This is a genomic window from Amycolatopsis balhimycina FH 1894 (assembly GCF_000384295.1).
GTDB classification, from domain to species: Bacteria; Actinomycetota; Actinomycetes; order Mycobacteriales; family Pseudonocardiaceae; genus Amycolatopsis; species Amycolatopsis balhimycina.
This window is the reverse complement of record NZ_KB913037.1, coordinates 8,913,328-8,935,345: the sequence shown is the minus strand read 5'-3', so window position 1 is coordinate 8,935,345 and position 22,018 is coordinate 8,913,328. Positions and strand designations below refer to the sequence as shown.

Below are 22,018 nucleotides of genomic sequence, written 5' to 3'. Positions count from 1 at the left end.
GTCCCGAATCAGCGCGCGCCAGAACGCGAAAACGGTCATTGACGTGGTGTCCAATCGGTCGTCGGAGGATGCGCGTTACAACTGACGGACAGGACGACCGGAACGTTAGGAAACACTCGTCCGTTCGGAGACTACTGAGCAGTAGGGATCGTCGGGCCGGGTATTCCGACCTACGGTGCGCGAGTCACGATTCACGAGGGGCATGGATGACCGAACGGCTCCAGCTGATCATCGCCGGGCACATCGGCCGGGGTTACCAACCGTATGACGTCGAGTTCGAGGGGCACCGCGTGCTGGGTGGGCTCGCCTGCGCGCGCCGCGCGCACGACCGGCTCAACGAACCGATCGTCGTCAAGGAGGCCCTCGACCGCGCCGGGGCCGGCGAGGCGCTGCGGCGCGAGATCACGATGCTCGACCGGCTCACCGGGCGGCTGACCGACACCCGTTATCCGGCGCAGCTGACCCGGCTGGTCGGGCACAACCCCGACCACGCGCCGCCGTTCCTGGTCGCCACCTGCCGCGGGGAACCGCTGCGCCACTGGGAAAGCGACCTGCCCTGGGACCCGGCGCGGACCGGCCCGGTCGTCGACGACCTGCTGCGCATCCTGCGCTACCTGGCGATGACCCGGATCGTGCACGGCCGCATCGGCTTCGACACGCTCCGCTGGGACGGCAAGGGCCTGCAGCTCACCGACTTCGAGCACGCCACGCTGGCCGGCGGCCCCCGGCCGCCGTGCTCCTGCTGCCCGCCGCGGCCCGCCACGCCCGCCCACCCGGCCGACGACGTCGCCGCCGCGGGGCTGGTGGTCTACCGGCTCTACACCGGGGAGGCCGTGGCCGGGCCCGCCGAAGCCGCCGAGCGGCTTGACCTGCAGGACACCCCGCTGCGGGTGCTGCTGGAGAACGTCTTCTCCGCCGACCCGCGCAAGGTGCCGGAAGCCCGCGAGCTGCTGCGCCGCCGCCGGCTGCCCGACCCGGTGACGCGCGCCGGTTCCGCGTCGCCGATGCCCGAGCGGGAAGTCGAGGCACGGCGGAACTTCGAGCGGCTCCGGCACGAGCAGCGCGCGTTCCGGCAGAGCCTGCCGCGCCGGCCCGACGCCGCGCCGCCGTCGTCTTTTCCGGCGCTGCTGACCGGATTGCTGCTCGTGGCCGCCCTGATCGTCGTGGTCGTGGTGGCGGCCCTGTGATCGGGCGCCGCCGCTCCGCCCGGGTGGAATGCCCGATCTGCCTGCACCGGCTCGACTGGGCGCGGGCCAGGGTGGTCGCCCTGGACGACGCCGGGGAGGCGACGCCGTTCCTGCCCCGGCCCGGGGAAAGCGAATCGGCCCGGCGGATGCGGCTCACCGCCGCCTACCGCGTCTGCACCGGTGACGGCACCACGCACTACCTGCCCTATGACTACGGCGAGTACGACGACCGCATCGTGGTCGGGGTGATCGGCGCGAGCGCCGCGGGCAAGAGTCACCTCCTCGCCGCCATGATCGGGCGGCTGCTGGCCGGGTCCGCGCAGCTGAAGCGGCTCGGCCTCCGGGTCGACCCGCTGGACCTGCGCGTCCACAACCAGTACATGCGGGACGTCGTGCAGCCGTTCATGGCGGGCCGGGAGCTGCGGCCCACGCCGCGGGAGCAGATCGAGTTCACCGACGCCTTCCGCGTCACCAACGACCTGACCGGCCGCCGCTGCGCGCTGACCTTCTTCGACGTCGCCGGCGAGGTCCTGGAGGACGTCGACCCCGGCGTCTCGTTCATCGGCGCGGTGAACGCGCTGCTGTTCGTCATCGACCCCGAGGCCGTGCCCCGGCTGGTCCGCCCGGACGCCGCCGCCACCCGGGACAACGCCTTCGACGTCTCGCTCGGCAAGCTGCAGCGGATCCGCAACCCGCGGCACCGGCCGTTCCTGCCGATCCCGTCGGCGTCGGTCGTGGTCAAGGCCGACCGGCTGCGGTTCCGGTCCGAGCTGGTGCGCCGCTGGCTGGACCACGACGGGGACGAGGAGTTCGACCTGAGCACGCTCGAAGCCGAAAGCCGGGACGTCTACGCGTACCTCTCCGCCCGCGGCGCGACGGGCTGGCTCGCCCCGGCCGAGCAGTGCCTGGACTCGACGCTGCACTTCGCGTCGGCGACCGGCACCCAGGCCGAGGACGGGCGCTTCCCGGCACTGACCTTCCGCCAGCGGCGGGTGCTCAAGCCGCTGCTGGCCCTGCTCGCCATGAAGGGCGTGGCCGGCCACGCCGAGGCCGGAGTGGACGGTGGCCGGGATGACTGAACAGCTGACGCGGCACGGGACGATCGACCAGATCGTCTACCGCTGGTCCCCGCGCTCGCTGACCGGCAAGCGCGGGGTGGGGCCGGTGGCGACGTCACTGGACGCCGAGGCGCTGCGGGTCTGGGACGGGCGCCTAGGCAAGCTGGTCTGGGCCACCGGCGACGACGGCGAAACCGAACCCCAGCACGGGTTCGTCTTCTTCGCCGCGGGCGAGCAGTACGCCCTGCTGCGGAAGATCCCGGTGGCCGACGACGAAGGCCGCGCCGGGTCGACGCTCGCGCACGTGCTGACCTGCCGCGCGCTGACGACCCCGGAGGCGCTCGGCCTGACCTACTGGGAGGGCTGGGCCGGGGACGCGGCGGAACTGCCCGAGGACGGCGTGCTGCCGGTGCTCGACGGCCCGGAACTGGGGCGGTGGGCCGAATACGGGCTGTACCAGCTCCGCGAGCGCGTCGCACAGCTGCCCCCGGAGGCGCTCACCTGCCTGCTCGGCGCGGTGCTGGAGAACCCGGTCGACGACCTCACCGTGACCGCCGCCGCCGCGCCGCCGCTGGAGCTGGTGTGCGCCCTCGCCGATATCCTCGGCGAGGAGCCCGGCCGGCCGTGGACCTTCGCCACGCACGAGGCCGCGGACACCGCGGCGGGCCTGCCCCGCGTCGTCTTCCTGGCCCACAACCAGTTCTCGACGCGCGGTTCGGCGCGCCGCCGGGTCCGGCTGGACACGGCGGCAGCCGCGCCCGCCGCGGCGAGCCCGGTGGTCGCGGCGATCGTGGCCCGGTACCTGCGGTCCGGGGTCGACGGCGTCGCGCGGCTGCGGCCGCCGGAACCGCTGTCGGGTCCCAAAAGCGTCGCGGTGTGGGCGAAGAGCGTCCAGTACGCGCCGGGGGTGCTCGCCGACGCGGCGGATCTGCTCCGGCGCATGATCGACGGCGGCCTCAGCGACACCGAGCAGCAGGTGGTCGTCTCCGGCCGGATCGACGAGCACCTGGTCGCCGCGGTCGGCAGGCTGCCGGACAGCACCCTGGTGCGGGCGGCGCGCGCACAAGCGGGGACGAAGACGGCGGAGGACCTGGCCCGCCGCGCGGTCCGCGAGCTCGCCGTCCGGGTCGCCACCGGCCGGCTCGCCCCGGAAACCCGGCTGGACGAGACCGGTCTCGTCTTCGACGAGCCGCTGATCGTCAGCGTGCTCGGGCAGGAGGGCCTGCTGCCGACCGGCACCGCGGGCCTCACCGGGTTCCTGCGCGCGGTCGGCCGGTTCGGCGGCCTGAGCCACGGCGGCAGGCTCGCCCTCGCCCACGGCGTCGAGGAGATCCCGGCGGCGAACCTGCTGCACTGGCTGGACCGCACCGACGACATCGAACCCGAGGTCGCCACGCACGTCCTGGCCGTGCTCACCGAGCGCAAGGAGAGCTCCCGCGACCGGCGGGACGCCCTCGACGTATTCCTGAACCGGCACGGGCTGGTGCAGGCGGTGACCCGGCTCGCCCCGGTCGACCAGGAGCCTGCCGTCCGCCACTTCGCCGCGCTGGTGGAGATCGTGCTCGGCAAGTCGGCCACGCGGGCCCGGACGATGGCGGAGGTCCTGGAGCGCCTCGGCCCCGACCCGGCCCCGGCCCTGCTGCGCGCGCTCTGGCTGGCCGCCGGCCGCGGCCGCGCGCGGCGCCTCGCCGAGCAGCGCATCGCCGCCCTGTACTTCCAGAGCAACGACGTCGCCGGTCCGCGAGGCTCCGCGGCGGGCAGGAGGACCTGGTGACCACAGCCATCCCGAGCCGTGAGCACGTCGCCGATCGGCTGGCGGCGCTCGCCGACCGCGCCGCGCCCGGCCCCGGGCAGGACGCGCTGGTCCGCCTGGCCCAGGTGCTGGCTTCGAGCCCCGGCGACCTCGCCGGCGTCGACCTGGTCCGGGCGTACCCGCCCGAGGTGCTGCTCCCCGACCACCGTCGGGAAACCCCGCGGTGGCAGCGCATCCTGCGGGGCACCGAGATCTTTCGCGACGTGCTCGTCTTCGTCCCCGTCGCGGTGACCTGGTGGCAGCTGCGTTCGGCGCTCGAGGCCTACCAGACGGCGGGCGGCGGCGAATCGTTCCTCCTCGGCTGGCAACGCGGGTTCGGCGGCGCCGTCACGCCACTCGGCGAGTCGGCGCGGGTCGTGGCGCTCACGGTGCTCTTCGTGATCGGCCTGACGCTCGGCGTCCACGCCGCGCACCGCGTCCCGTCGTCGCTGTCGCGGCAGAACGAGCGCGAAGAGCTCGGCGGGCTGCTGGCCGTGGCCACCCTGCTGACCTCCGCCGGTTCGGCCGGGCCACCGGTGACCGCGAAGGACCTGTCCCGGCTGGCCCCGCGGCTCGGCACGGCGAGCACCGCGCTCGCGTCCGCGCTGGAGAAGACGACCCGGCAGATCACCGAAGCGGTCGACAGCGGACCCGGCAGCCGCCTGCACGAGGCGATCGACGAGTGGACGGCGACCGCGCGGGAGCTGCGGCGCACCACCGAGGCGCTGGCCACGCCCGCGGAAGCCGTCAAGACGTTGGAGGAGCTGCAGAAGGCCATGCACGCGGACAGCCGGGGCCTGCAGGAGCGCATCGGCGTCCTGGTGGGACAGCTGGAAGCCGCGACGCAGAAGTCGGAAGCCGAAGCCCAGAGCCACCGGGAAATCGCGCAGGAGGTGGCGCGCTCGGCCGAACGGCTCGGCGAGACGCTCGAGGTGTTCCGGGAGCGCACCGAGTCGCTCAGCGAGCTCGTCGAACGGCTGCGGTACGCACTCGACCGCCTGGACAGCCCGCCCGCGGTCTACGACAGCGTGCTGCCGCTGGGCAACGCCGGGCCGCCGGGTGAGCACCGGTGACCGCCCGCCGCGACCCGATGCGGCTGGCCCTGCTGGCGGGCTGGCTCCTGGCCGACCTGTTCCTGGTGCTGTTCCTCGTCGGCCTGAGCACGATGCCGGCGGCCGCGCCGCTGCCGTCCAGCCCGCCGCCGAAGCCGACGCCGACCACCACGCCCCCGACCACGACGACGCCGCCGAAGGCGCCACCGGTGCTGCGGCCCGACCCGGTCGAGTTCACCGTCCCCGCCGACCTCGCCCACCTGGACGGCGACCAGGTGCGCCGCGACGTCGAGGCGGTGCTCGCCGGCACCGGCCCGCAGCCGCGGGTCGGCGTCGTCCTGGTGTTCGCGGCGGGCCCGCAGAGCGCCATCGGCGTCGCGACCGGCCGCGCGAACTCGGTGATCGACCTGCTGCGCGCCGGTTCGGCGCCGTTCCAGCGAGCGACCGGCAAGGGCTACTGGAAGGCGGGCTCGCGCGCCGACTCGCTCGACTTCGTCGTGTTCCTCTTCGCGTGAAGCGAGGTGCTCCCGTGACCGTCCTCGACCCGGCCACCACCGCCGACGCGCTCGACGTGCTCGCCGAAATTCCTTTGTGGACACTCGCACCGGCCCAATGGGACGCGGTGACGCGCGACCTCGGCGTACTCACCGACGCGGTGCGGTACAAGGAAACCGGCGACGCCCGCGCGGCCGTCGACCGGCTGCTGCTCGCCGAGCCCTCCCGGGTGACGCCCATCGGCGCGGAGCCCGCCGTGCCGGCGCCGCCGCCGGTGCGCGAGCGGATCGCGCTGCTCGTGCACGCCCTGCTCGGCGACGGAGGTGACCGCCGTGCCACCGGAACTCGTTGAGCCGGAGCTCGTCGTCCACGCGTTCGCGCCGCTCACCGGGCCGTCGGTGGCGGCCGCCTACGACCAGCTCGGCCGCGTCTGGACCCGCTGCCGGTCCCTGCTCGGCACCACCGAACCGCTGCCGGTGCCCGGGCTGCCGACCGGCCTGCCGGAACGGCCGCCGGAGCCGGGCAACGCGGAGAACGCCGTGGCGGGGCAGGAAAACCCCGGCGGTGACCGGCAGGCGATCGTGCGCCGGGTGCAGGACGTGCTGGTCTTCTCGCTGGTGTTCACCGGGCCGGGCGCCGGCTGGCGCCAGGCCGGGCGCCGGTGGGCGACGCTGGCCGCCGGATCGACCGGCGACCTGCTCGGCACCTGCCTGCTCCACCAAGCGAAACACGTAGACGAAGTCGCGTCACCCGCCGAACTCGCGGCCGCGCTCGACGGCTGGGCGGAGTGCCCGGAACCGGGTGAACGGCGGCCCGGCGGCTTCACCGTCTGGGACTTTTCCCCACCTTTCGACGCGCCGATCGAGCAGCGGCTGGTCGTGCTCGCCCCGGCGGGGCGCGACGCCGAACTGAGCGCCTGGACGTGGAGCCGCGGCGACGTCGTGCTGCCGCCCCTGCCGCGTTACCTCGCCCAGGTCGCGAAGATCCGGTACCAGAGCCGGGTCTGGCAGGCCGGCCAGGACCGCGTCGAAGAGCTGCGGACCCGGCTCGACGAGGCCGTCGAGGCACTCGGCGCCGATCCCGGGCAGCGAGCCGGCCTCGACGAGCTCGCGCGTGACCGGGCGCAGGCGGCGATCGCCGCCACGCGGCTGCGGGACATGGCGCGCACGGTGGAGATCTGCGCGGCCAACCTGACCACCGTCCTCGGCTCACCGCTGGCCGCGGACCTGCGCCGGACCACGTGGCTGGCCGACCGCCTCGCCGATTCGGCGTCCTATGTGGACAATGCGCTGCGCCGGGCCGAGCAGGTCGTCCAGGCGGTGGCCGCGGTTCCGGCCGCTTCCCCGGCGCCGGCGAAGCGGGCCGGGACGCTGACTGTCCGGCTCGGGTACGCGCTCGACATCGTCGGCTTCAGCAAGCGCCCCGCGCCGCGCCGCGAAGCCCTGCAGCGGCGCCTGGCCGCGCTGTCCGAAGAGGTCCTCGCCGATCTGGGTGTCCCGCCCGAAGAAACCGACCACCAGGGCACCGGCGACGGGCTGATCGTCTTCCTGCCCGACGGCTGCCCGGTGCACGAGGCACTGCCGCGGCTGCTGAACTCGTGGCACACGCGGCTGGCGGCCGACAACGCCCGGCACGCGGAACGTCTCCGGCTGCGGCTGGCCGTCGCGATCGGCCCATTCGGCCTGGCCGCGCTCGGCTTCCGCGGCCAGACGGTCATCGAGGTCAACCGGCTGCTGGACAGCGAGCTCCTGCGGGGGACGCTGGCCGAGCGCGACGACCTCGGCCTCGCCGCCCTGGTTTCCGACCAGCTCTACGGCTACGTCGTCGGCGACGGCTACCCCGGGCTCGACCCCGGGCAGTTCCACCGCCACGACGTCACGGTGAAGTCCTTCTCCGCGCAGGCCTGGCTCTGGACCGCGGGCTGACGGTTCACGAAGCCAGCCACCGCACGCCGTAGGCAAAGCCCAGCTGCGGGCCCACGAAGTCCTGGGCCACTTCGCAGGCGCCGTCCAGCGGCAGCGTCGCGCCCGGCTGGGCCGGGTCGGCGAGCACCGACTGCGGCACCCGGTCCAGCCGCCACACCGCCCGCGGCAGCCGGTGCGGGTGGAAGCGGACCCGGACCGTGAACGACTCGCACGTCACCAGCGGCACGAACGCGTACGACGTCCGGATCGGCCTGCCGTCGCGGACGCGGAACACCAGGGAGAAGGTGTGGCTGTCGCCGCGGGCCAGTGGCCGCGGCAGGTCGAGCAGCCAGCGGAAGTGCCGCTGGCCCTCCCGCTTCGAGGCGCCGATCCGGACGCCGTGCTGGGCGTCCGCGACCACGTCCCGTTCGCCTTCCCCGCCGTCTTCGGTGCGGGGCACGGTGAACCGGGCGGAGATCCGGCTCAGGCCGTCGCGGGTCGCCACGATCACCCGCTCTTCGATCAGCTCCGGTTCGTCGGTGTCCAGCCGCACGAGGGCCTTGAGCCGCTTGACGAACCAGCCCTTGTCCGGGTCGGGCACCGCCTCGCCGGGCCGGGTGCCCGCCTCGATCTCGGCGGCGAGCCGGGCGAACGCCCGGTCGATCCGGCGGCGCGCTGTGCGTTCCGAGATGCTCAGCTGGTGTGCGAGGACCCCGACCCGGTCGCTGAGCCGGGCGTGCCGCGCGTCGGGGGTGATGGCCAGCGCGACGTTGACCGCCAGGCGGTCGTCGGCCGGGAAGTCCGCCATCGCGGCCGCGATGGCTTCCCGCAGGACCCGTCTCGCTTCGCGGTCGCTGGTCGTGCGGTGGAGCTCGCACCAGCCGGAGACGAGCGGCCCCAGCCGGCCGCGTAGCTTTTCGGTTTCCAAGCCCCAGCCCCGCCGCAAAGTGGTCAGTTCCCGGATCAGTCCGTCGTCTTCTGCCATGGGATTTCGATTGTGACACGCGGACTTCCGGGCGATCGGCGGAAGCGGTTGGGCCGATCAGGTGATTCCGGGGTGGCCAGTGACTGGCCAGTTCCGCGGAAAATCGGCCCGCCACGGGCCTTTTCCGCTTCCCCGGCTGACCGACCATTCCCCCGTCGGTGCAGTTATGACGGCATCCGGAGGAAAGTTGCTCCCCAGCACGCTCCCGCCGAACGAGCAGGCCGACGTCGCGGTGCTCCGCCGGCTGGCGCGCGACGGCCTGCTCGCCAGCTCGGCCTCGTCCGCTCCGCCCGGCCGGCTCGCCCGGTTGCGCGGGGCGGTCTACACCGTGGCGTGGCCCCTGGTCTTCGCGCGGATCACGAAACCACTGGAACAGCAGCGCCGCCACCCGGACTGCACGAGACGCCTCGAGTCGATGCGGCCCGACTGCCTCGACCGCTTCCACGACGACGTGGAAGCGGTGGTGGAGCACGCGCTGCGGCGCGCGACCGACCCGATCGAGAACCTGGAGGGCTGGCTGGCGACCCGCCTCACCCCGGCGACGGTCGACGCGCACCGGCGGCGGCGCGGCGAAATCGGGGCCCTGCAACGACCGCGCCTGCCGGCCTGGCTGGCCGACGCCCTCGGCGGCGACCGGTGGCTGGGCGACCTGGCCGTGCAGGTCCTGGTCTGGGCCGGGGTGCCCTCGACCGCGGGCGCCGAGCTGTGGCCGCTGGACGGCTGGGCGGCGCGGCGCGCGGAGGTCACCGGCGAGCCGGTGGCCGGCCGGGAGACCCTCGACCGCGAGGTGCGGACGGTCCTGGCCGCGATGCGCACCCGGCCGAAGTGGCACGCCGAGCACGTCGAGCGCCCGCTGGGGCACAAGCAGGCACCGGTCGCGCCGATGCCGGCGGACAACGCGGCCGAGCTCCCGGCACTGGACCTGGCCGGCCCGCAGGAAGCCGAGGACACCCGGCTGACGGGGCTGGCCGAGCAGGCACTGCACGCGATCGAAGCCCGCCTGAACCGCGGCGAAGCTCCCCTGGCCGCGGTGACGGCGGTGGTCCGGCTGGTCTTCGGCGCGGACGAGCCGGGACGACGGCCGGACCACGGCTCGCCCCACGACGACTGGCTGGCCGCGGCACTGGCCGACGAGACCCGGCTGGCGGAGATCGTGGCCACGGCCCTGGCCATCCTCGGCCGCTGACCAGCCCGCGTGTCGCGCGTCGCAGGTTGTTTGACGCTCGGACCGCTGGAGTCAAGGCGCTCGCTCAGCCCCGGCGAGCTCGACAGCCCGGACCAAAGGTCTTGAATGACTCATTCAGGACCTCCGAAGACCTGAGTGAGTCATTCAGGACGCTCGCCCGCGCTGCCGCGCTATCGACGAACCTCGGACGCGCAACACTAGCCGCGGTCGCCCGCCGGTTCCCCGGCGCGGCCGTCGCCGGCCGCCGACCTCCGGCGGGCGTCGAAGACCGCCGCCAGTACCTCGGGCGGGCAGCCCGCGGCGCGTGCGCGCATTCCCGCGGCCACCAGCTCGGCCAGCAGGAGCGCGCGCACCGCCGCGCGGGTCGCGTGCGGAAGTCTCGTGCGCGGGGCCGCTGGTTCGGTCACCCGGCCTCCTCTCGCCCGGGGACGGCGTCCGCCGGCCCAGCCTTCACCTGACGGACACGCCGCCCCACGACGATCAGCGCCACCACGCCGGCGGGGGCACCGGGAGCCGCAGCGGGCGGCCGGGGTGGCGGCCCGTCCAGCTGTCCGCGAGCCGCCGGGTCAGCGCGACCGGCCCGAGCAGGCTGTCCTCCCACACCGGAGTCAGCTCGCCCGCCCGGCGCAGCACCGCTTCCGCCGTGCCGCAGCAGGAAACGATCGCGGCGACCGCGGCGTCGGCCCGCTCGACGGGCCAGGCGACGGCAGCTCCGGGCAGCCGGGCCGGAATGGCCAGGCCGGTGCCGACGGTGCAGTTGCGGGCCAGCTGCGCGGCGAGGTCGAACTCCACCGCTTCGGCGTGCAGCTGCCGGGCGCACCACCGGGACGAAACCGCGGCGGCGTGCAGGCCGCCCAGCCGGGCGGCGACCAGCCCGTCCCACACCGTCAGGAGCACCGCTCGCGTGTCCGCCGGGTGGAGGCCGGCGAGCTCGTGAGCGACGGCGGCGAGCCAGGCACACGGATCCTCGACATGACGATCAACGGTGACAGTCACGGCTGTCAGTCTCGCACCTGAGCGCACGTCCGGCAGCAAGATGATCATGGTTCGCGGCAGGACCACCCGGTCGGTGGCGAACCGTTGAGCGGCGCCGTCCCCCCATCGGGCACTGCACGTGACCGAATCGTCACAGCTGTGTCATCATGTCCGCGCTCAGTGCCGAGCACACCCTCCCCGACCGTTCCGCGAAAGGCCAGCACCCCCGTGATCAAGATCAGCAAGAGCCGGGCCGGCACCCCGCGCGTCACGTTCAGCCTCCCGGCCGGAGCGCCGCCCGGACGGGTGAGCGTCGTGGGTTCGTTCAACGACTGGACGCCCGGCCGCCACCACCTCACCCCGCGGTCCAACGGCCGCCGCTCGGCGTCGGTCGACGTCGCCCCGGGCACCGTGCTCCAGTTCCGCTACCTCGGGGAGGACGGCCTCTGGTTCGACGACCCCGACCTGCCCGACCGCGCCGACGGCAACTGCGTCTGCGCGACCTGCTGACGTTCAGCCGCGGCGGCGCCGCTTGCCCCCGCCTTGGCGGGCCGGCTTCGGCGCCGCGGGCTTGCGCGGCTGCCGCTCGGGACGTTTCACCGCGGGCTGCGGCGAGCGGCCGCGCGTGCTGTTGACCGTGCGGCCGCGGACGATCCCGATGAACTGCTCCATCAGGTCCGTCGTCTCCTCCTCCAGCCACGACAGCGCGACGCTCGACTGCGGCGCGTCCGCGACCGGCCGGTAGGTGAGGTCGCGGCGGTGGTGCAGCCGGGCGAGCGACTGCGGGACGACGAGGACGCCGGCCCCGGCCGCGACCAGCTCGATGGCGTCCGCCGTCGTCTCGGGCCGCGAAACCGCCGCTCGGCCTGGTAGCCGAGGCCACTCCAGCGTGTCGTCGAGGGGGTGCAGCACCACGTCGTCCGCGAGGTCCGCTGCCGACACCTCGTCCGCCGCCGCGATCAGGTGGTCCTTGGCCACCACGACCACCGACGTCTCGGTGTAGAGCGGGATCGCGTGGAGGCCGTCGCGGTCGATCGGCGAGCGCAGCAGCGCCGCGTCGGCGGCACGCTCACGCAGCAGGCCCGCCGCGTCGGCGGCGGCGACCGGGACGAGCACCAGCGGCACCTCCGGCACCCGCTCGCCCCAGGTCCGCACCCACTTGGCGGGGGTCGCGCCCGGGACGTAGGCGAGCTTGAAAGAGGTCACCGGGTCAGGTTACCGGGAGTGACGCTGGCTACCCTGGACGGCATGACGTCGCACAAGACCGCCCAGACCATGAAGCCCGCGACGGCGGCGAAGAAGCTGGGTGTGTACCTCGAAGCCACCCCCGCGGAGTTCCAGGAGGGTGTCGTGACGCGCGACGAGCTGAACGCGCTGCAGGCCGACCCGCCGGAGTGGCTGCGGGAGCTGCGCCGCACGGGCCCGCACCCGCGGCCGGTGGTCGCGGCGAAGCTGGGCGTCTCCATCGGCGGCCTCACCCGCGGCGGCATCTCCGAGCCGCTCACCACCGAGCAGATCGACGCGCTGAAGGCGGAAAACCCCGACTGGCTGGTGCGGGAACGCGCCACCCAGGCCGAGGTGCGCAAGGAAACGGTGCGGGTCAAGGAAAAGCACGACTGAGCCGGGCCGGTCATGGACCTCTCGCCCGAAGCGGCGAAACGGCTCGACACCACCGACGAGCTCGCCGCGTTCCGCGACCGGTTCGTCCCGATCACCGACGCGAGCGTGATCGCCTACCTCGACGGGAACTCCCTGGGCCGCCCGTTGCGGGCCACCGCCGAGCGGCTTCAGGCCCTCGTCGCCGAAGAGTGGGGCTCCCGGCTCATCCGGTCGTGGGAAGAACGCTGGCTCGCGCTGCCGGAGGAGATCGGGGACGAGCTGGGGCGCGTCGCGCTCGGGGCCGCGCCCGGGCAGACGATCGTCGCCGATTCGACGTCCGTGTGCCTGTACAAGACGCTCCGGGCGGCCGTCGCGCTCCGGCCGGGGCGCGACGAGATCGTCACGGACACCGCGAACTTCCCCACCGACCGGTTCCTCGTGGAGAGCGTCGCCGCCGAACTCGGCCTGACCCTCCGGTGGATCGAGACCGACCCGCTGACCGGGGTCCGGCCCGAGGACGTCACCGCGGCCACCCGGCGGCGGACCGCCGCGGTCGTTCTGTCCCATGTGGACTACCGGTCGGCGGCGATCGCGGACCTGGCCGCCATCACGCGGGAGACGCACGATCGCGGCGGCCTCGTCGTCTGGGACCTCTGCCACAGCGCCGGCGTGCTCCCGGTCGAACTGGACGCGGCGGGCGCCGACTTCGCCGTCGGCTGCACGTACAAGTTCCTCAACGCCGGGCCCGGCGCGCCGGCCTTCCTCTACGTGAACGCGCGGCACCACGAGGCGTTCGGCCAGCCCATCACCGGCTGGATGGGCGCGGCCGACACCTTCGCCATGGCGCCGCGCTACGAGCCCGCGCCGGGGATCCGGCGGGCGCTGTCGGGCACCCCGCCGGTGCTCGGCATGGTGGGCGTCCAGGAGGGGGTCGCGCTGCTGGCCGAAGCGGGGATCGACCGCGTGCGGGCCAAGGCCGTCGCACTGGGCCGGTGGGTGCTCGCCCTCGCCGACGCGTGGCTCGTCCCGCTCGGGTTCACGATCGCCTCACCCCGCGACGACGACCGGCGCGGCGGCCACGTCACCCTGCGGCACCCGGACGCCGAACGGCTCTCGCGCGTGCTCATCGAGAACGGCGTGCTCATCGACTTCCGCCGTCCCGACGGCATCCGGATCGGGCTGAGCCCGCTCACCACCGGCTTCGCCGAAGTCCGGCAGGCCATGGCGCGAGTGCGGGAACTCGCGGGCTGATCGCCACCGCCAACGCGCGGCGAGTGCCATTTCATTTTCACCCATTCGGACCAGCGTGCATGATGTCGAAATGTGTCCTGGGCCTGCTACCAGAGGAAATGCCGGTGATCACCCCGGTGCACTGAGTAAACGCCGTTCGCCGCGCGCCGGACGACTGTCCGCCAACCGGGTCAAAGCCACAGCCCTCCACGGGTTCGTGGTAAAAAACGCACCCTGATCGATTCCGCGGCAACACGGAGGGTGAGGCGAAGACGGGTGACGGCGGCCGCTGCATCCCATCATCGTGTCAACCTCCTCGTCCGGGTCCCCTTTTCTCGCCGACCGTCACTCAGGAGTTCGTGAACCGCCGTGCTGAACAAAGACCCCAGGGACGAGTCGGACAAGCCGTACGACAAGTCGATCCGCAAAAGGCTGACCAGGACCGTTCTCATTCCCAGCGTGACGCTGCTGGTGCTGTGGATCGCGGTCTCCTCTTACTTCCTCTTCAATGGCGTTTACGTCCGGTTGGTAGCCGCTTCCGTGCGCGAGGTGTCGATCCCCGCCGCCACCGCGCTGGCCGAGTTCCAGAAGGAACGCCAGACCGCGCTGCAGTACCTGGACGACCCGGCGCAGGGCCCGGCGCGGCTCCAGCAGCAGCAACGGGCGACCGACGAAAAGCTCGCCGCGCTGAAGGACGCCTTCGCCGCGACCATCTCCACCGCGCCCGACGAGATCGCGTCCAAGGTCAACGCGCTGAAGTCGCAGTTCGACCAGCTGCCCGTGCTGCGCTCGCAGATCAGCTTCCGCAGCATCGACCGCGCGCAGGTCAACAGCTACTACAACGGCGTGATGGACACGGCGTCCAACCTGTTCGACACCCAGGCTCGCGTCGTGCCCGACGCCGAAGCGGCGACCGGTGGCATCACGGCGACCTCGGTGTTCCGCGCCGGTGACATGATGTCGCGCGAAACGTCGCTCGCCTCGACGGCGTTCTCGTCCGGGACGTTCGCGCCCGACGACTTCGCGCAGTTCGCGCAGCTGTCCGGGCTCTACCGGACCCAGCTGGGGCAGATCGCGCCGTTCCTCGACCCGGGGGTCCGCGACAAGTACCGGGCGCTGACCGGCGGCACGGCTTGGCGGCAGCTGGCGACCGCCGAACAGGCGCTGGTGAAGCGCGGCCCGTGGTCCTCCGGCGAGCAGAACACCGTGCCGGTGTCCGAAACGGACTGGGAGAACGCGACGACCCAGGTCGCCCAGGGCCTCAACGATCTCGCCATCACCCAGGCGGACAAGGTTTCCGCGGCCGCGATCGACTCCGGCGACGCCCAGCTGCGCAACGTGATCATCGGCAGCATCGTGGCGCTGCTCGCGTCGCTGGCGGCGATCATCGTGGCGGTGCGGGTGTCCCGCTCGCTCGTCGACCGCGCGCTGATGACGCGCCTCGCCCGGCTGCGCAACGACTCGCTCGACCTCGCCCGCAACCGGCTGCCGAACATCGTGGAGCGGCTGAAGAGCGGCGAAGCCGTCGACCTCAAGGAAGAGCTGCCGCAGCTGGACCACGGCCGGGACGAGATCGGCCAGGTGGCCGAGGCGTTCAACGTCGCCCAGCTGACCGCCGTCAACGCCGCGGCGAGCGAGGCCAAGGCCCGCAGCGGCGTGCACAACGTCTTCCTCGGCATCGCGCACCGCAACCAGGTCCTGGTCCACCAGCAGCTGCAGATCCTCGACGAGATGGAAGCCCGCGAGGACGACTCGACGCAGCTGGCGTCGCTGTTCCAGCTCGACCACCTCGCGGCCCGTGCTCGCCGCACCACCGAAAACCTGATCATCCTCGGCGGCAAGCAGCCCGGCCGTCGCTGGCGCAAGCCGGTGCCGCTGATGGAGGTGCTGCGCGCGGCCGTCTCCGAGACCGAGCAGTACGCGCGGGTCCAGGTCGAGCAGGTGCCCGACGTCGCGATCCTCGGCGCCGCGGTGGCCGACACGATCCACCTCGTCGCCGAGCTGGTCGACAACGCGACGTCGTTCTCGCCGCCCGGCTCGCCGGTCGAGGTGACCAGCCGCCGGGTCGCGCGCGGCGTCGTCGTCGACGTGTCGGACCAGGGGCTCGGCATGAAGGACGGCGTCCGCGACTGGGCCAACGCGATGATGGCCGAGGCGCCCGAGTTCGACGCGATGGCCCTGCGGGCCGACTCCAGCCTCGGCCTGTTCGTGGTCGCGCGCCTGGCGGCCCGGCTCGGCATCACCGTCACCTTCGACCCGTCCCGCTACGGCGGCCTCCGCGCCACCGTCCTCATCCCGACTCAGCACCTGGCCGGCCAGGACGGCGACCAGGCCGACGACACCGGTTCCACGCCCGCGGAGGACACCGCGGTCCTCGCCCCGGTAGGCGGCCCCGCGCCGCAGGCAGCAGAAAGCTCGCTCCGCACGATGGACACCCCCAGCTCGTTCAGCGGCCAGATCCCGATGAAACGAGACACCAAGCCCCGGCCGTACCCGGCACGCGCCCTCACGCCGCCCGACGCGCTGCCCTCCGTGCCGGCGGCGACGCCGGAGCCGGCTCTCGCCGCCGACCCGGCCGACGCCGCGAACGCCGCAAAGAACCAGCCGACCGACGACCGGCCCCGGCTGCCCCGGCGTGAGCCCCAGCAGAACCTCGTCGCCCAGCTCGAGACCGAACCCGACGAAAGCGCCGACGAGGTCGTGGCGCCGGGCGAAGGCACCGCGCGCACGCTCGCGGCGTTCCACAAGGGCACCCGCCGCGGGCGCCGCGGGCCGGACGACGACTCGTAATCCGCGACAGCACACAGGAAAGTCCACACACCGAAAGTCAGGGTCTGACGTCGAATGAACGAGTACGGGAACCCCAAACCCGATCTCAACTGGTTGCTCGATGACATGGTGAACCGCGTGGTCGGCGCGCAGAACGCCATCGTGCTGTCCGCCGACGGGCTGCTGATCGGCAAGTCGGCGGGAATGGGCAAGGACGACTCGGACCAGCTGTCGGCCATCGCCTCCAGCCTGCAAAGCCTCGCCAAGGGGGTGAGCAAGCAGTTCAACCGCGGCCCGGTGCTGCAGAACATGATCGAGATGGAGCGCGGCTACCTGTTCGTCTCGGCGGCGGGCCAGGGCGCCTGCCTCGCCGTGCTGGCCGCGGACAACGTCGACGTCGAGATGATCGCCTACGAGATGAGCCGGCTGGTCAAGCGCGTCGGCGACTACATGGCGTCCGCGCCGCGAGAAGCGGCGTCCGTCCTGCGGGAGGCCACATGAGTGCCGACGACGGCTGGTACGACGAGGCCGCCGGGCCGCTGGTCCGGCCGTACACGATCACGAGCGGCCGGACACCGGCCGAGAACGCGCGGCTCGACCTGTCGACGCAGGTGATGACCCTGCGGTCGGAGCAGGAGCCGGCCGGGCTCGGCCCGGAGCACCAGGCGATCGTGCAGCTGTGCCGCCACCCGGTGTCCATCGCCGAGATCGCGGTCTACGTGAAGATCCCGCTCGGGGTCGTGCGCGTGCTCGTCGGCGACCTGATCGAACGCGGCCTCGTCATCACGCGGTCGCCCACCCATAACCCGGCGCAGGCGCCGGACCTCGAAACACTCCAGGCGGTTCTCGATGGCCTCATCAAGTACTGACCCCACGGGGGCGGACATGGTCCCCACGCCGGTCAAGATCATCATCGCGGGCGGCTTCGGTGCCGGGAAGACCACGATGGTCGGTTCGGTCAGCGAGATCCCGCCGCTGACGACCGAAGAGGTGCTGACCGAGGCGAGTGCCGGGGTGGACGACCTGTCCGGCGTCGAGCGGAAGACGACCACGACGGTCGCGCTGGACTTCGGCCGGATCACGATCTCGCCGCGGCACGTGCTGTACCTGTTCGGGACGCCGGGACAGGCGCGCTTCTGGTTCATGTGGGACGACCTGGCGCGCGGGGCCATCGGGACGATCGTGCTGGTCGACACGCGGCGGCTGGAGACCAGCTTCGCCGCGATCGACTTTTTCGAACGCCGGAAGATCCCGTTCGTCGTCGCGGTCAACTGCTTCGACAACGCGCCGCGCTACACGACGGACGAGATCCGCGAGGCCCTGGTCATCCCGGACCGCGTGCCGATCGTCATGTGTGACGCCCGCGACCGTGACTCGAGCAAGCTCGCGCTGATCCGCCTGGTCAAGCACGCGATGACGGTGGTGCCGGCGCGAGTCTGATTGTCCACTCGATGTCCGGTCGTGTCCGGACTGGACAACGCCGGTGTCCGATGTGCCCCTCCGTGTCCACCCCGGACACCGGCGTACCCACATGGCGCAATTGACTGGACCACCCGGGTGCAGACTTTTAGTTGAGCAAGCATCCAACTGATAACATCCGATCGTGACGAGTCATGTACCGGAAATTCCCGAATATATAAGGGAAAACTATCCGGCACAGGGTCGGCTCTTCGGTGACTTTCTGTGTGGACTTTGGTCGACGGCGTGTGACGCGCTCGAGGTCCCGGTCGAGCAGTCCGTCCGGACGACCCGGATGCTGCGCGCCCTGCTGCCGCCGTGGGCGCACGAGCGGATCGGGCACGCGCCCGCCCAGCCGTCCTATGTGGCGGACGACGGCTTCCCGGCCGAGATGTCGGTGAACTGGTCCGGCGGGCGACCGGAGCTGCGCGTGCTGTTCGACAGCCTCGGCCACGACCTGGTTTTCCCTGGTGAAAGCGGTTTCGCCGCCCGACGGCTCGAGCGCGTCCACGAGACGTTCACGCCGCGGGCGGGCCGGCCGTCGCCCGCGCCGCTGTGGCATTCGATCGCCTGGCGCCCGCCGTCCGGCGTAGTGCACAAGACCTACTTCGGGCTGTACTCGTGGCCCCACACGCAACGCGTGGCGGCCGTGGCCGAAGCCATGGCCCAGCTCGGCCTGGCGGCCGCCTGGGAAGACGCCCACCGTCGGATCGAAACTGTCGAAGGTGACCGGGAGATCGAGTTCTTCGCGGTCGACCTGGCGGGCGAAACCCGGGCCAGGGTGAAGATCTACTACCGCAACCACACGGCAGGCCTCGCGGAGGTCGACCGGGTCGCGGCGGTGGCGTTGCGCCACGACCCGGAGGAGGCGCGAGCCGCCTACCGGGTGCTGACCGGCGAACGCGGCGACGCCGGCGAGGCGGCCTTGAGCTGCTTGGCGTTCCGGTCCGGCGTGGACCGCGCCGCCGAGTCCACGACGTACCTGCGGTTGCCCGCTCTGGTGCCGGACGACCAGGAAGCCGTGGAGCGCACCGCCGAGCTGCTGCGCGACGAAGGCGTGGACCCCGGCCGCTTCCGCACGCTCGCCGCGGCGCTGGCGCCCGGACCGCTGTCCGAAAGCCGGGGCGTGCTGGAGCTGGTCAGCTACCGCGCGGCGGGCCGGCGCGGCGACGTCACCACGTACTTCAGGTTCCCCGTCTACGACCGGCCCGGTCCCGCTCCGCTCTCCCCTGTCGATCTTGCCTAGTGTTGATCTTGCAGAGTGTTGATCTCCCGCAGCACCACGGTAAGGAGCCGATCGTGACCCAGCAGGACGTCGAGCGCGTCGCCCGCCACAACGAGCAGCGGCAACGCGAGTACGAGTCGTCGGACCTGATCCGGCTGCTGACCGGCGAGGACACTTCCGAGGAGACGAAGAAGGCGGTGCTGACGTACCTGCAGCCGTGGTCGAACGCCTTCCAGCGGATGATCAGCGCGCGCGTCACGTTCGAGAGCGACCCGGAGCTGCGGGCGCTCGCGTGCGAGCACCAGCAGGAAGAGGTGGGCCACGACCGGATCCTGGCGCGCAGCCGCGCGGACGACCGGGAGCTGATCTGGGATCCGGTCATCGAGATGGGCGCGTCGTGGTTCGTCGACCAGTTCGCGATCCTGCCCGGCGTGCAGCGGGCGGTCCTGGCGCACCTGGCCCTCGAAGCGGGCAGCCTGGTGTTCAGCCAGGCGGGCACGAAGGCGTTCCCGGAAGACGAATACTTCGACCTGCACGACGAAGCCGACGTCGAGCACCTGGAGATGGGCTACGAACTCCTGCGGCGGCGCGAGGACTGGACCGCGGACGCGGTGATCACGGTGCTGGACCGGGCATGGCAGGTGATCGGAGTGGTCTCGGACCGCATCGCGGAGTGCGCCCGCCGCGATACGGTGGCACCGTGACGACGACCGAACCGGCAACCGAGGCCCGGGCGATAGCCGCCGAAGCGGCCGAGTCCTACCGGGAAGCGCTCGGTTCGCGCCTGATCGGCGCGTACGTGCTGGGCAGCCTGTCGTACGGCGGCTATTCGGCAGCAGTCAGCGACATCGACCTGGCCCTGGTCCTGACCGACGTCCAGGAGGGCGACCACGCGGCGGTGGCGGCGGCGACGGAGGCGCTGCAGGAGCGAAGCCCGTTGCACCGCAAGCTATCGGTGTTCTGGGCATCCCTGCCGGCCTTGCGAGCGGGAGAGGACGACGGCCGTTTCCCGGCCCTGGACCGCCTGCAGCTGGCCGAGCACGGCCGCGTCCTGCTCGGCGAGGACGTGACGGCGGAGATCGTCCGCCCAGCGGCGGAAGAGCTGCTGCTGGAGAGCGCCCGGTTCGCGGTAGCGATCTTGGCGACCGACGAGGTGACGGCGGAGTTCCGCACCCCCCGCCGTCTCCTCGCTGACAAGGTGTGGTTCACGAAAGCGGTGTTCTTCCCGGTCCGGTTCCTGTATTCGGGAACGACGACGACCGGGCGCGCGGCGACGAACGACGAAGCGCTGGAGTGGTATCTGGCCCAGCCGGAGGCACCATCGAAGTCTCTCGTTCGGTTGGGGGCGCGGGTCCGGGAGGGACAGCCGTTGGATGCGGACGAAGCCGGTCCCGAACTGGCTGCCGGTTTGGTTCCGTTGTACCGGTACTACATCGAGGCTGAGGTCCGTCGGTTGCGGGACGTTGGCGGTCCAGGGGATCTTGTCGCCGCGTTGACGGACTGGAGCGAACGCTTGGGGTGACGCTCGCGGGGTGCTGCGGGCTTTGCGGCGGCACCTTTGGAATTGACGCTCGGATGGGCCATGCCATTAGCGGCAACCCTTTCAGGCCGAGTAGCACGCCGGCGGGCAAAGGTTATGGTCAGCGTCGTCCATATGATGCCTCGCGCACGTGGGTGTAGGCCCGTAGCCGTGTGGCTGCGGGCCGGTCCCCTGTTCGGTTATGCCGCGACGGGCAGCGGTTGGTGGAGGTTGTTGCGCCTGGGTTTTCGCCGCTTGTCCAGAAACACCGGGGGCAGGAACTCCGGGAGACCGTCGGCGGCCATGCGGACTTCCCACCCGGAGCGATGCAACAGCCTGTGGTGGTGAGCGCACGTCAGCACCAGATTCCCCAGCTCTGTCGGACCACCATCCGCCCAATGACGAAGATGATGCCCCTGACAGTGTCGCGGCGGCCGATGACACCCAGGAAACGCACAGCCCCGGTCACGCAGATACAGAGCGTGGCGGAGTCCCGGGTTGACCAGGCGACGCAAGCGCCCCAGGTCGAGCGGTTCGCTCTTCGCACCGAGCACCGCGGGGATGATGTTGCAGTCACAGGCATGCAACCGCGCCTCCGCCGCCGAAATCGTCCCGACATCACCGAGGAGCGCGGTGCCCACCCCGGACTTCAAGTCCTCCAGCGAGACCGTAACCATGACGTGCGCTCGTTCACCGGCCTGCCTCGGCAACTCCGGAGAATTCAACGCCAGGTCGATCGCGTCGGAGAACGCATCACCGTAACGTTCCTGCGGCGAGCGTAAGTCGGGGCCCTCGTCGGTGGTGCGACGCTGCGCGAGAGAGTCCAGCAGGGCACTGGCGCGGGCACCGGTCTCGTCATCCAGTTTGCCGCTGAACTCCCACATCCCGGTTCTCCTGCGCCGCAACGACAGTTCCCGGGTCGGGATGGCGGGTTCGGTGTCGTCCGGCTCGGCGCCGTCGGGATCCAGGTGGGCCAGGATCCGGGCGCCGAGGGCGGCGACCTGCCGATGCCCGGCCTCCTCAGCAAAGGTGAGCAGATGCTGCTCGGCGCCCTCACGATGCTCGGGCGGGATGTCCTGCAACACCCCGACGATCACGTCGATCATCGGATTACTCAACCGCCCCGACCGGGCCGTAACCCCCGTGGCGACGGCGAGGGCGGGAATCGGGGTGCCATCGAGATTCACGCTGGGGTTGATGGCCCGGGCGCGTTTCACGATCCGCTCAGCCGAGGATTTCGGGACATCCGCCAGATGCTCGAGGAGCCGGGGAACGGACCGGTAGCCGAACAGCTCCAGCACACCCCGCCGCTCGATCTCCACCACCAACGCACCAACTTCAGCCTCAGCAGACCGTATCGACGCGAACAGCTCACCGAGACGGTCGGCGAGTGCCACCGCATCAGCTTGCCAGATCGCATGTTCGGCCATAACTCAAGAATACCGACAATCGAACACCTGTCATCACACGATCAGGTACCACCAAAGCCAACCTGTCACAGCAGCAGAACACCTACGAGAAAGGCAGACGAGGCTCGGTGCGTGGGGAATCGGCGCTGCCGACCACAACGAGAAAGCAACCCGA

23 protein-coding genes are annotated in these 22,018 nt (G+C 72.0%); 18 read left to right on the top strand and 5 right to left on the bottom strand.

The genetic code is table 11. The features are described 5' to 3' along the window. Positions 1-206: 206 nt before the first annotated feature. The 7 genes from A3CE_RS0141180 to A3CE_RS53750 are packed head-to-tail and all read left to right on the top strand — an operon-like array spanning position 207 to position 7,509. On the top strand, positions 207-1,187 hold the full coding sequence (locus tag A3CE_RS0141180; RefSeq protein ID WP_020645956.1) for a protein kinase family protein: 981 nt from the start codon (positions 207-209) through the stop codon (positions 1,185-1,187). Continuing rightward, positions 1,184-2,266, top strand: a complete 1,083-nt coding sequence (locus tag A3CE_RS52365; RefSeq protein WP_020645955.1) for a hypothetical protein — start codon at positions 1,184-1,186, stop codon at positions 2,264-2,266. The genes A3CE_RS0141180 and A3CE_RS52365 overlap by 4 nt, the downstream gene beginning before the upstream one ends. Further along, positions 2,259-4,019: a hypothetical protein gene (locus A3CE_RS0141170; RefSeq protein WP_125591892.1), complete on the top strand. Its 1,761-nt coding sequence runs from the start codon at positions 2,259-2,261 to the stop codon at positions 4,017-4,019. Before A3CE_RS52365 ends, A3CE_RS0141170 begins: the two co-directional genes overlap by 8 nt. Continuing rightward, positions 4,016-5,110 (top strand): hypothetical protein, encoded by a 1,095-nt coding sequence (locus tag A3CE_RS0141165; RefSeq protein ID WP_020645954.1) that lies wholly within the window; start codon positions 4,016-4,018, stop codon positions 5,108-5,110. Before A3CE_RS0141170 ends, A3CE_RS0141165 begins: the two co-directional genes overlap by 4 nt. Beyond that, entirely contained in the window at positions 5,107-5,604 is a 498-nt protein-coding gene (locus tag A3CE_RS53755) for a hypothetical protein (protein WP_026469356.1), read from the top strand. The genes A3CE_RS0141165 and A3CE_RS53755 overlap by 4 nt, the downstream gene beginning before the upstream one ends. Before the next feature lie 14 nt (positions 5,605-5,618). Then, positions 5,619-5,936: a CATRA system-associated protein gene (locus A3CE_RS0141155; protein ID WP_020645953.1), complete on the top strand. Its 318-nt coding sequence runs from the start codon at positions 5,619-5,621 to the stop codon at positions 5,934-5,936. After that, the gene (locus tag A3CE_RS53750) at positions 5,917-7,509 is read left to right on the top strand and encodes a CATRA conflict system CASPASE/TPR repeat-associated protein (RefSeq protein WP_125591890.1); all 1,593 of its coding nucleotides are present in this window, start codon (positions 5,917-5,919) and stop codon (positions 7,507-7,509) included. The genes A3CE_RS0141155 and A3CE_RS53750 overlap by 20 nt, the downstream gene beginning before the upstream one ends. 4 nt (positions 7,510-7,513) lie before the next feature. On the opposite strand, the gene A3CE_RS0141145 is transcribed toward A3CE_RS53750, so the two are convergent. Further along, positions 7,514-8,473 carry a hypothetical protein gene (locus tag A3CE_RS0141145; RefSeq protein WP_020645951.1) on the bottom strand — a complete coding sequence of 320 codons (960 nt, stop codon included), beginning with the start codon at positions 8,471-8,473 and terminating at the stop codon, positions 7,514-7,516. 187 nt (positions 8,474-8,660) lie between these two features. Here A3CE_RS0141145 and A3CE_RS0141140 point away from each other — a divergent pair, with 187 nt between their 5' ends. Next, positions 8,661-9,659, top strand: coding sequence for a hypothetical protein (locus A3CE_RS0141140; protein ID WP_020645950.1), 999 nt, complete (start codon positions 8,661-8,663; stop codon positions 9,657-9,659). A 197-nt stretch (positions 9,660-9,856) separates the two neighbouring features. Here A3CE_RS0141140 and A3CE_RS0141135 read toward each other — a convergent pair whose 3' ends face one another. Together A3CE_RS0141135 and A3CE_RS0141130 are read right to left on the bottom strand one after the other, a co-directional pair. Beyond that, complete coding sequence (locus tag A3CE_RS0141135) at positions 9,857-10,066, bottom strand: hypothetical protein (protein WP_020645949.1); 210 nt, start codon at positions 10,064-10,066, stop codon at positions 9,857-9,859. Between the two features lie 73 nt (positions 10,067-10,139). Next, positions 10,140-10,655: a hypothetical protein gene (locus tag A3CE_RS0141130; protein ID WP_026469355.1), complete on the bottom strand. Its 516-nt coding sequence runs from the start codon at positions 10,653-10,655 to the stop codon at positions 10,140-10,142. Between the two features lie 207 nt (positions 10,656-10,862). On the opposite strand from A3CE_RS0141130, the gene A3CE_RS0141125 reads away from it, so the two are divergent. Further along, complete coding sequence (locus A3CE_RS0141125; protein WP_020645946.1) at positions 10,863-11,144, top strand: early set domain-containing protein; 282 nt, start codon at positions 10,863-10,865, stop codon at positions 11,142-11,144. A 3-nt stretch (positions 11,145-11,147) separates the two neighbouring features. On the opposite strand, the gene A3CE_RS0141120 is transcribed toward A3CE_RS0141125, so the two are convergent. Continuing rightward, a complete protein-coding gene (locus A3CE_RS0141120; RefSeq protein WP_020645945.1) occupies positions 11,148-11,840 on the bottom strand; it encodes a LysR substrate-binding domain-containing protein in 693 nt (230 codons plus the stop codon). A gap of 42 nt (positions 11,841-11,882) precedes the next feature. Between A3CE_RS0141120 and A3CE_RS0141115 the strand changes: the two genes are divergently transcribed. The 9 genes from A3CE_RS0141115 to A3CE_RS0141075 all read left to right on the top strand — a co-directional run bounded on the left by A3CE_RS0141115 (position 11,883) and on the right by A3CE_RS0141075 (position 20,437). Then, positions 11,883-12,254, top strand: a complete 372-nt coding sequence (locus A3CE_RS0141115) for a DUF5997 family protein (RefSeq protein WP_043792997.1) — start codon at positions 11,883-11,885, stop codon at positions 12,252-12,254. Positions 12,255-12,266: 12 nt separating this feature from the next. Beyond that, entirely contained in the window at positions 12,267-13,484 is a 1,218-nt protein-coding gene (locus A3CE_RS0141110; protein ID WP_020645943.1) for a kynureninase, read from the top strand. A gap of 348 nt (positions 13,485-13,832) precedes the next feature. Then, entirely contained in the window at positions 13,833-16,253 is a 2,421-nt protein-coding gene (locus A3CE_RS0141105; protein WP_020645942.1) for a sensor histidine kinase, read from the top strand. Between the two features lie 54 nt (positions 16,254-16,307). Further along, entirely contained in the window at positions 16,308-16,733 is a 426-nt protein-coding gene (locus tag A3CE_RS0141100) for a roadblock/LC7 domain-containing protein (RefSeq protein WP_003097762.1), read from the top strand. After that, positions 16,730-17,101, top strand: a complete 372-nt coding sequence (locus A3CE_RS0141095; protein WP_020645941.1) for a DUF742 domain-containing protein — start codon at positions 16,730-16,732, stop codon at positions 17,099-17,101. Before A3CE_RS0141100 ends, A3CE_RS0141095 begins: the two co-directional genes overlap by 4 nt. 16 nt (positions 17,102-17,117) lie before the next feature. Then, a complete protein-coding gene (locus tag A3CE_RS0141090; protein ID WP_020645940.1) occupies positions 17,118-17,672 on the top strand; it encodes a GTP-binding protein in 555 nt (184 codons plus the stop codon). Between the two features lie 313 nt (positions 17,673-17,985). After that, a complete protein-coding gene (locus A3CE_RS0141085; RefSeq protein WP_020645939.1) occupies positions 17,986-18,936 on the top strand; it encodes a hypothetical protein in 951 nt (316 codons plus the stop codon). Positions 18,937-18,989: 53 nt separating this feature from the next. Then, positions 18,990-19,619, top strand: a complete 630-nt coding sequence (locus A3CE_RS0141080) for a hypothetical protein (RefSeq protein ID WP_020645938.1) — start codon at positions 18,990-18,992, stop codon at positions 19,617-19,619. Next, positions 19,616-20,437, top strand: a complete 822-nt coding sequence (locus tag A3CE_RS0141075; RefSeq protein WP_026469354.1) for a hypothetical protein — start codon at positions 19,616-19,618, stop codon at positions 20,435-20,437. The genes A3CE_RS0141080 and A3CE_RS0141075 overlap by 4 nt, the downstream gene beginning before the upstream one ends. A gap of 197 nt (positions 20,438-20,634) precedes the next feature. Here A3CE_RS0141075 and A3CE_RS0141070 read toward each other — a convergent pair whose 3' ends face one another. Beyond that, positions 20,635-21,864 carry an HNH endonuclease signature motif containing protein gene (locus A3CE_RS0141070; protein WP_020645936.1) on the bottom strand — a complete coding sequence of 410 codons (1,230 nt, stop codon included), beginning with the start codon at positions 21,862-21,864 and terminating at the stop codon, positions 20,635-20,637. Between the last annotated feature and the right edge of the window lie 154 nt (positions 21,865-22,018).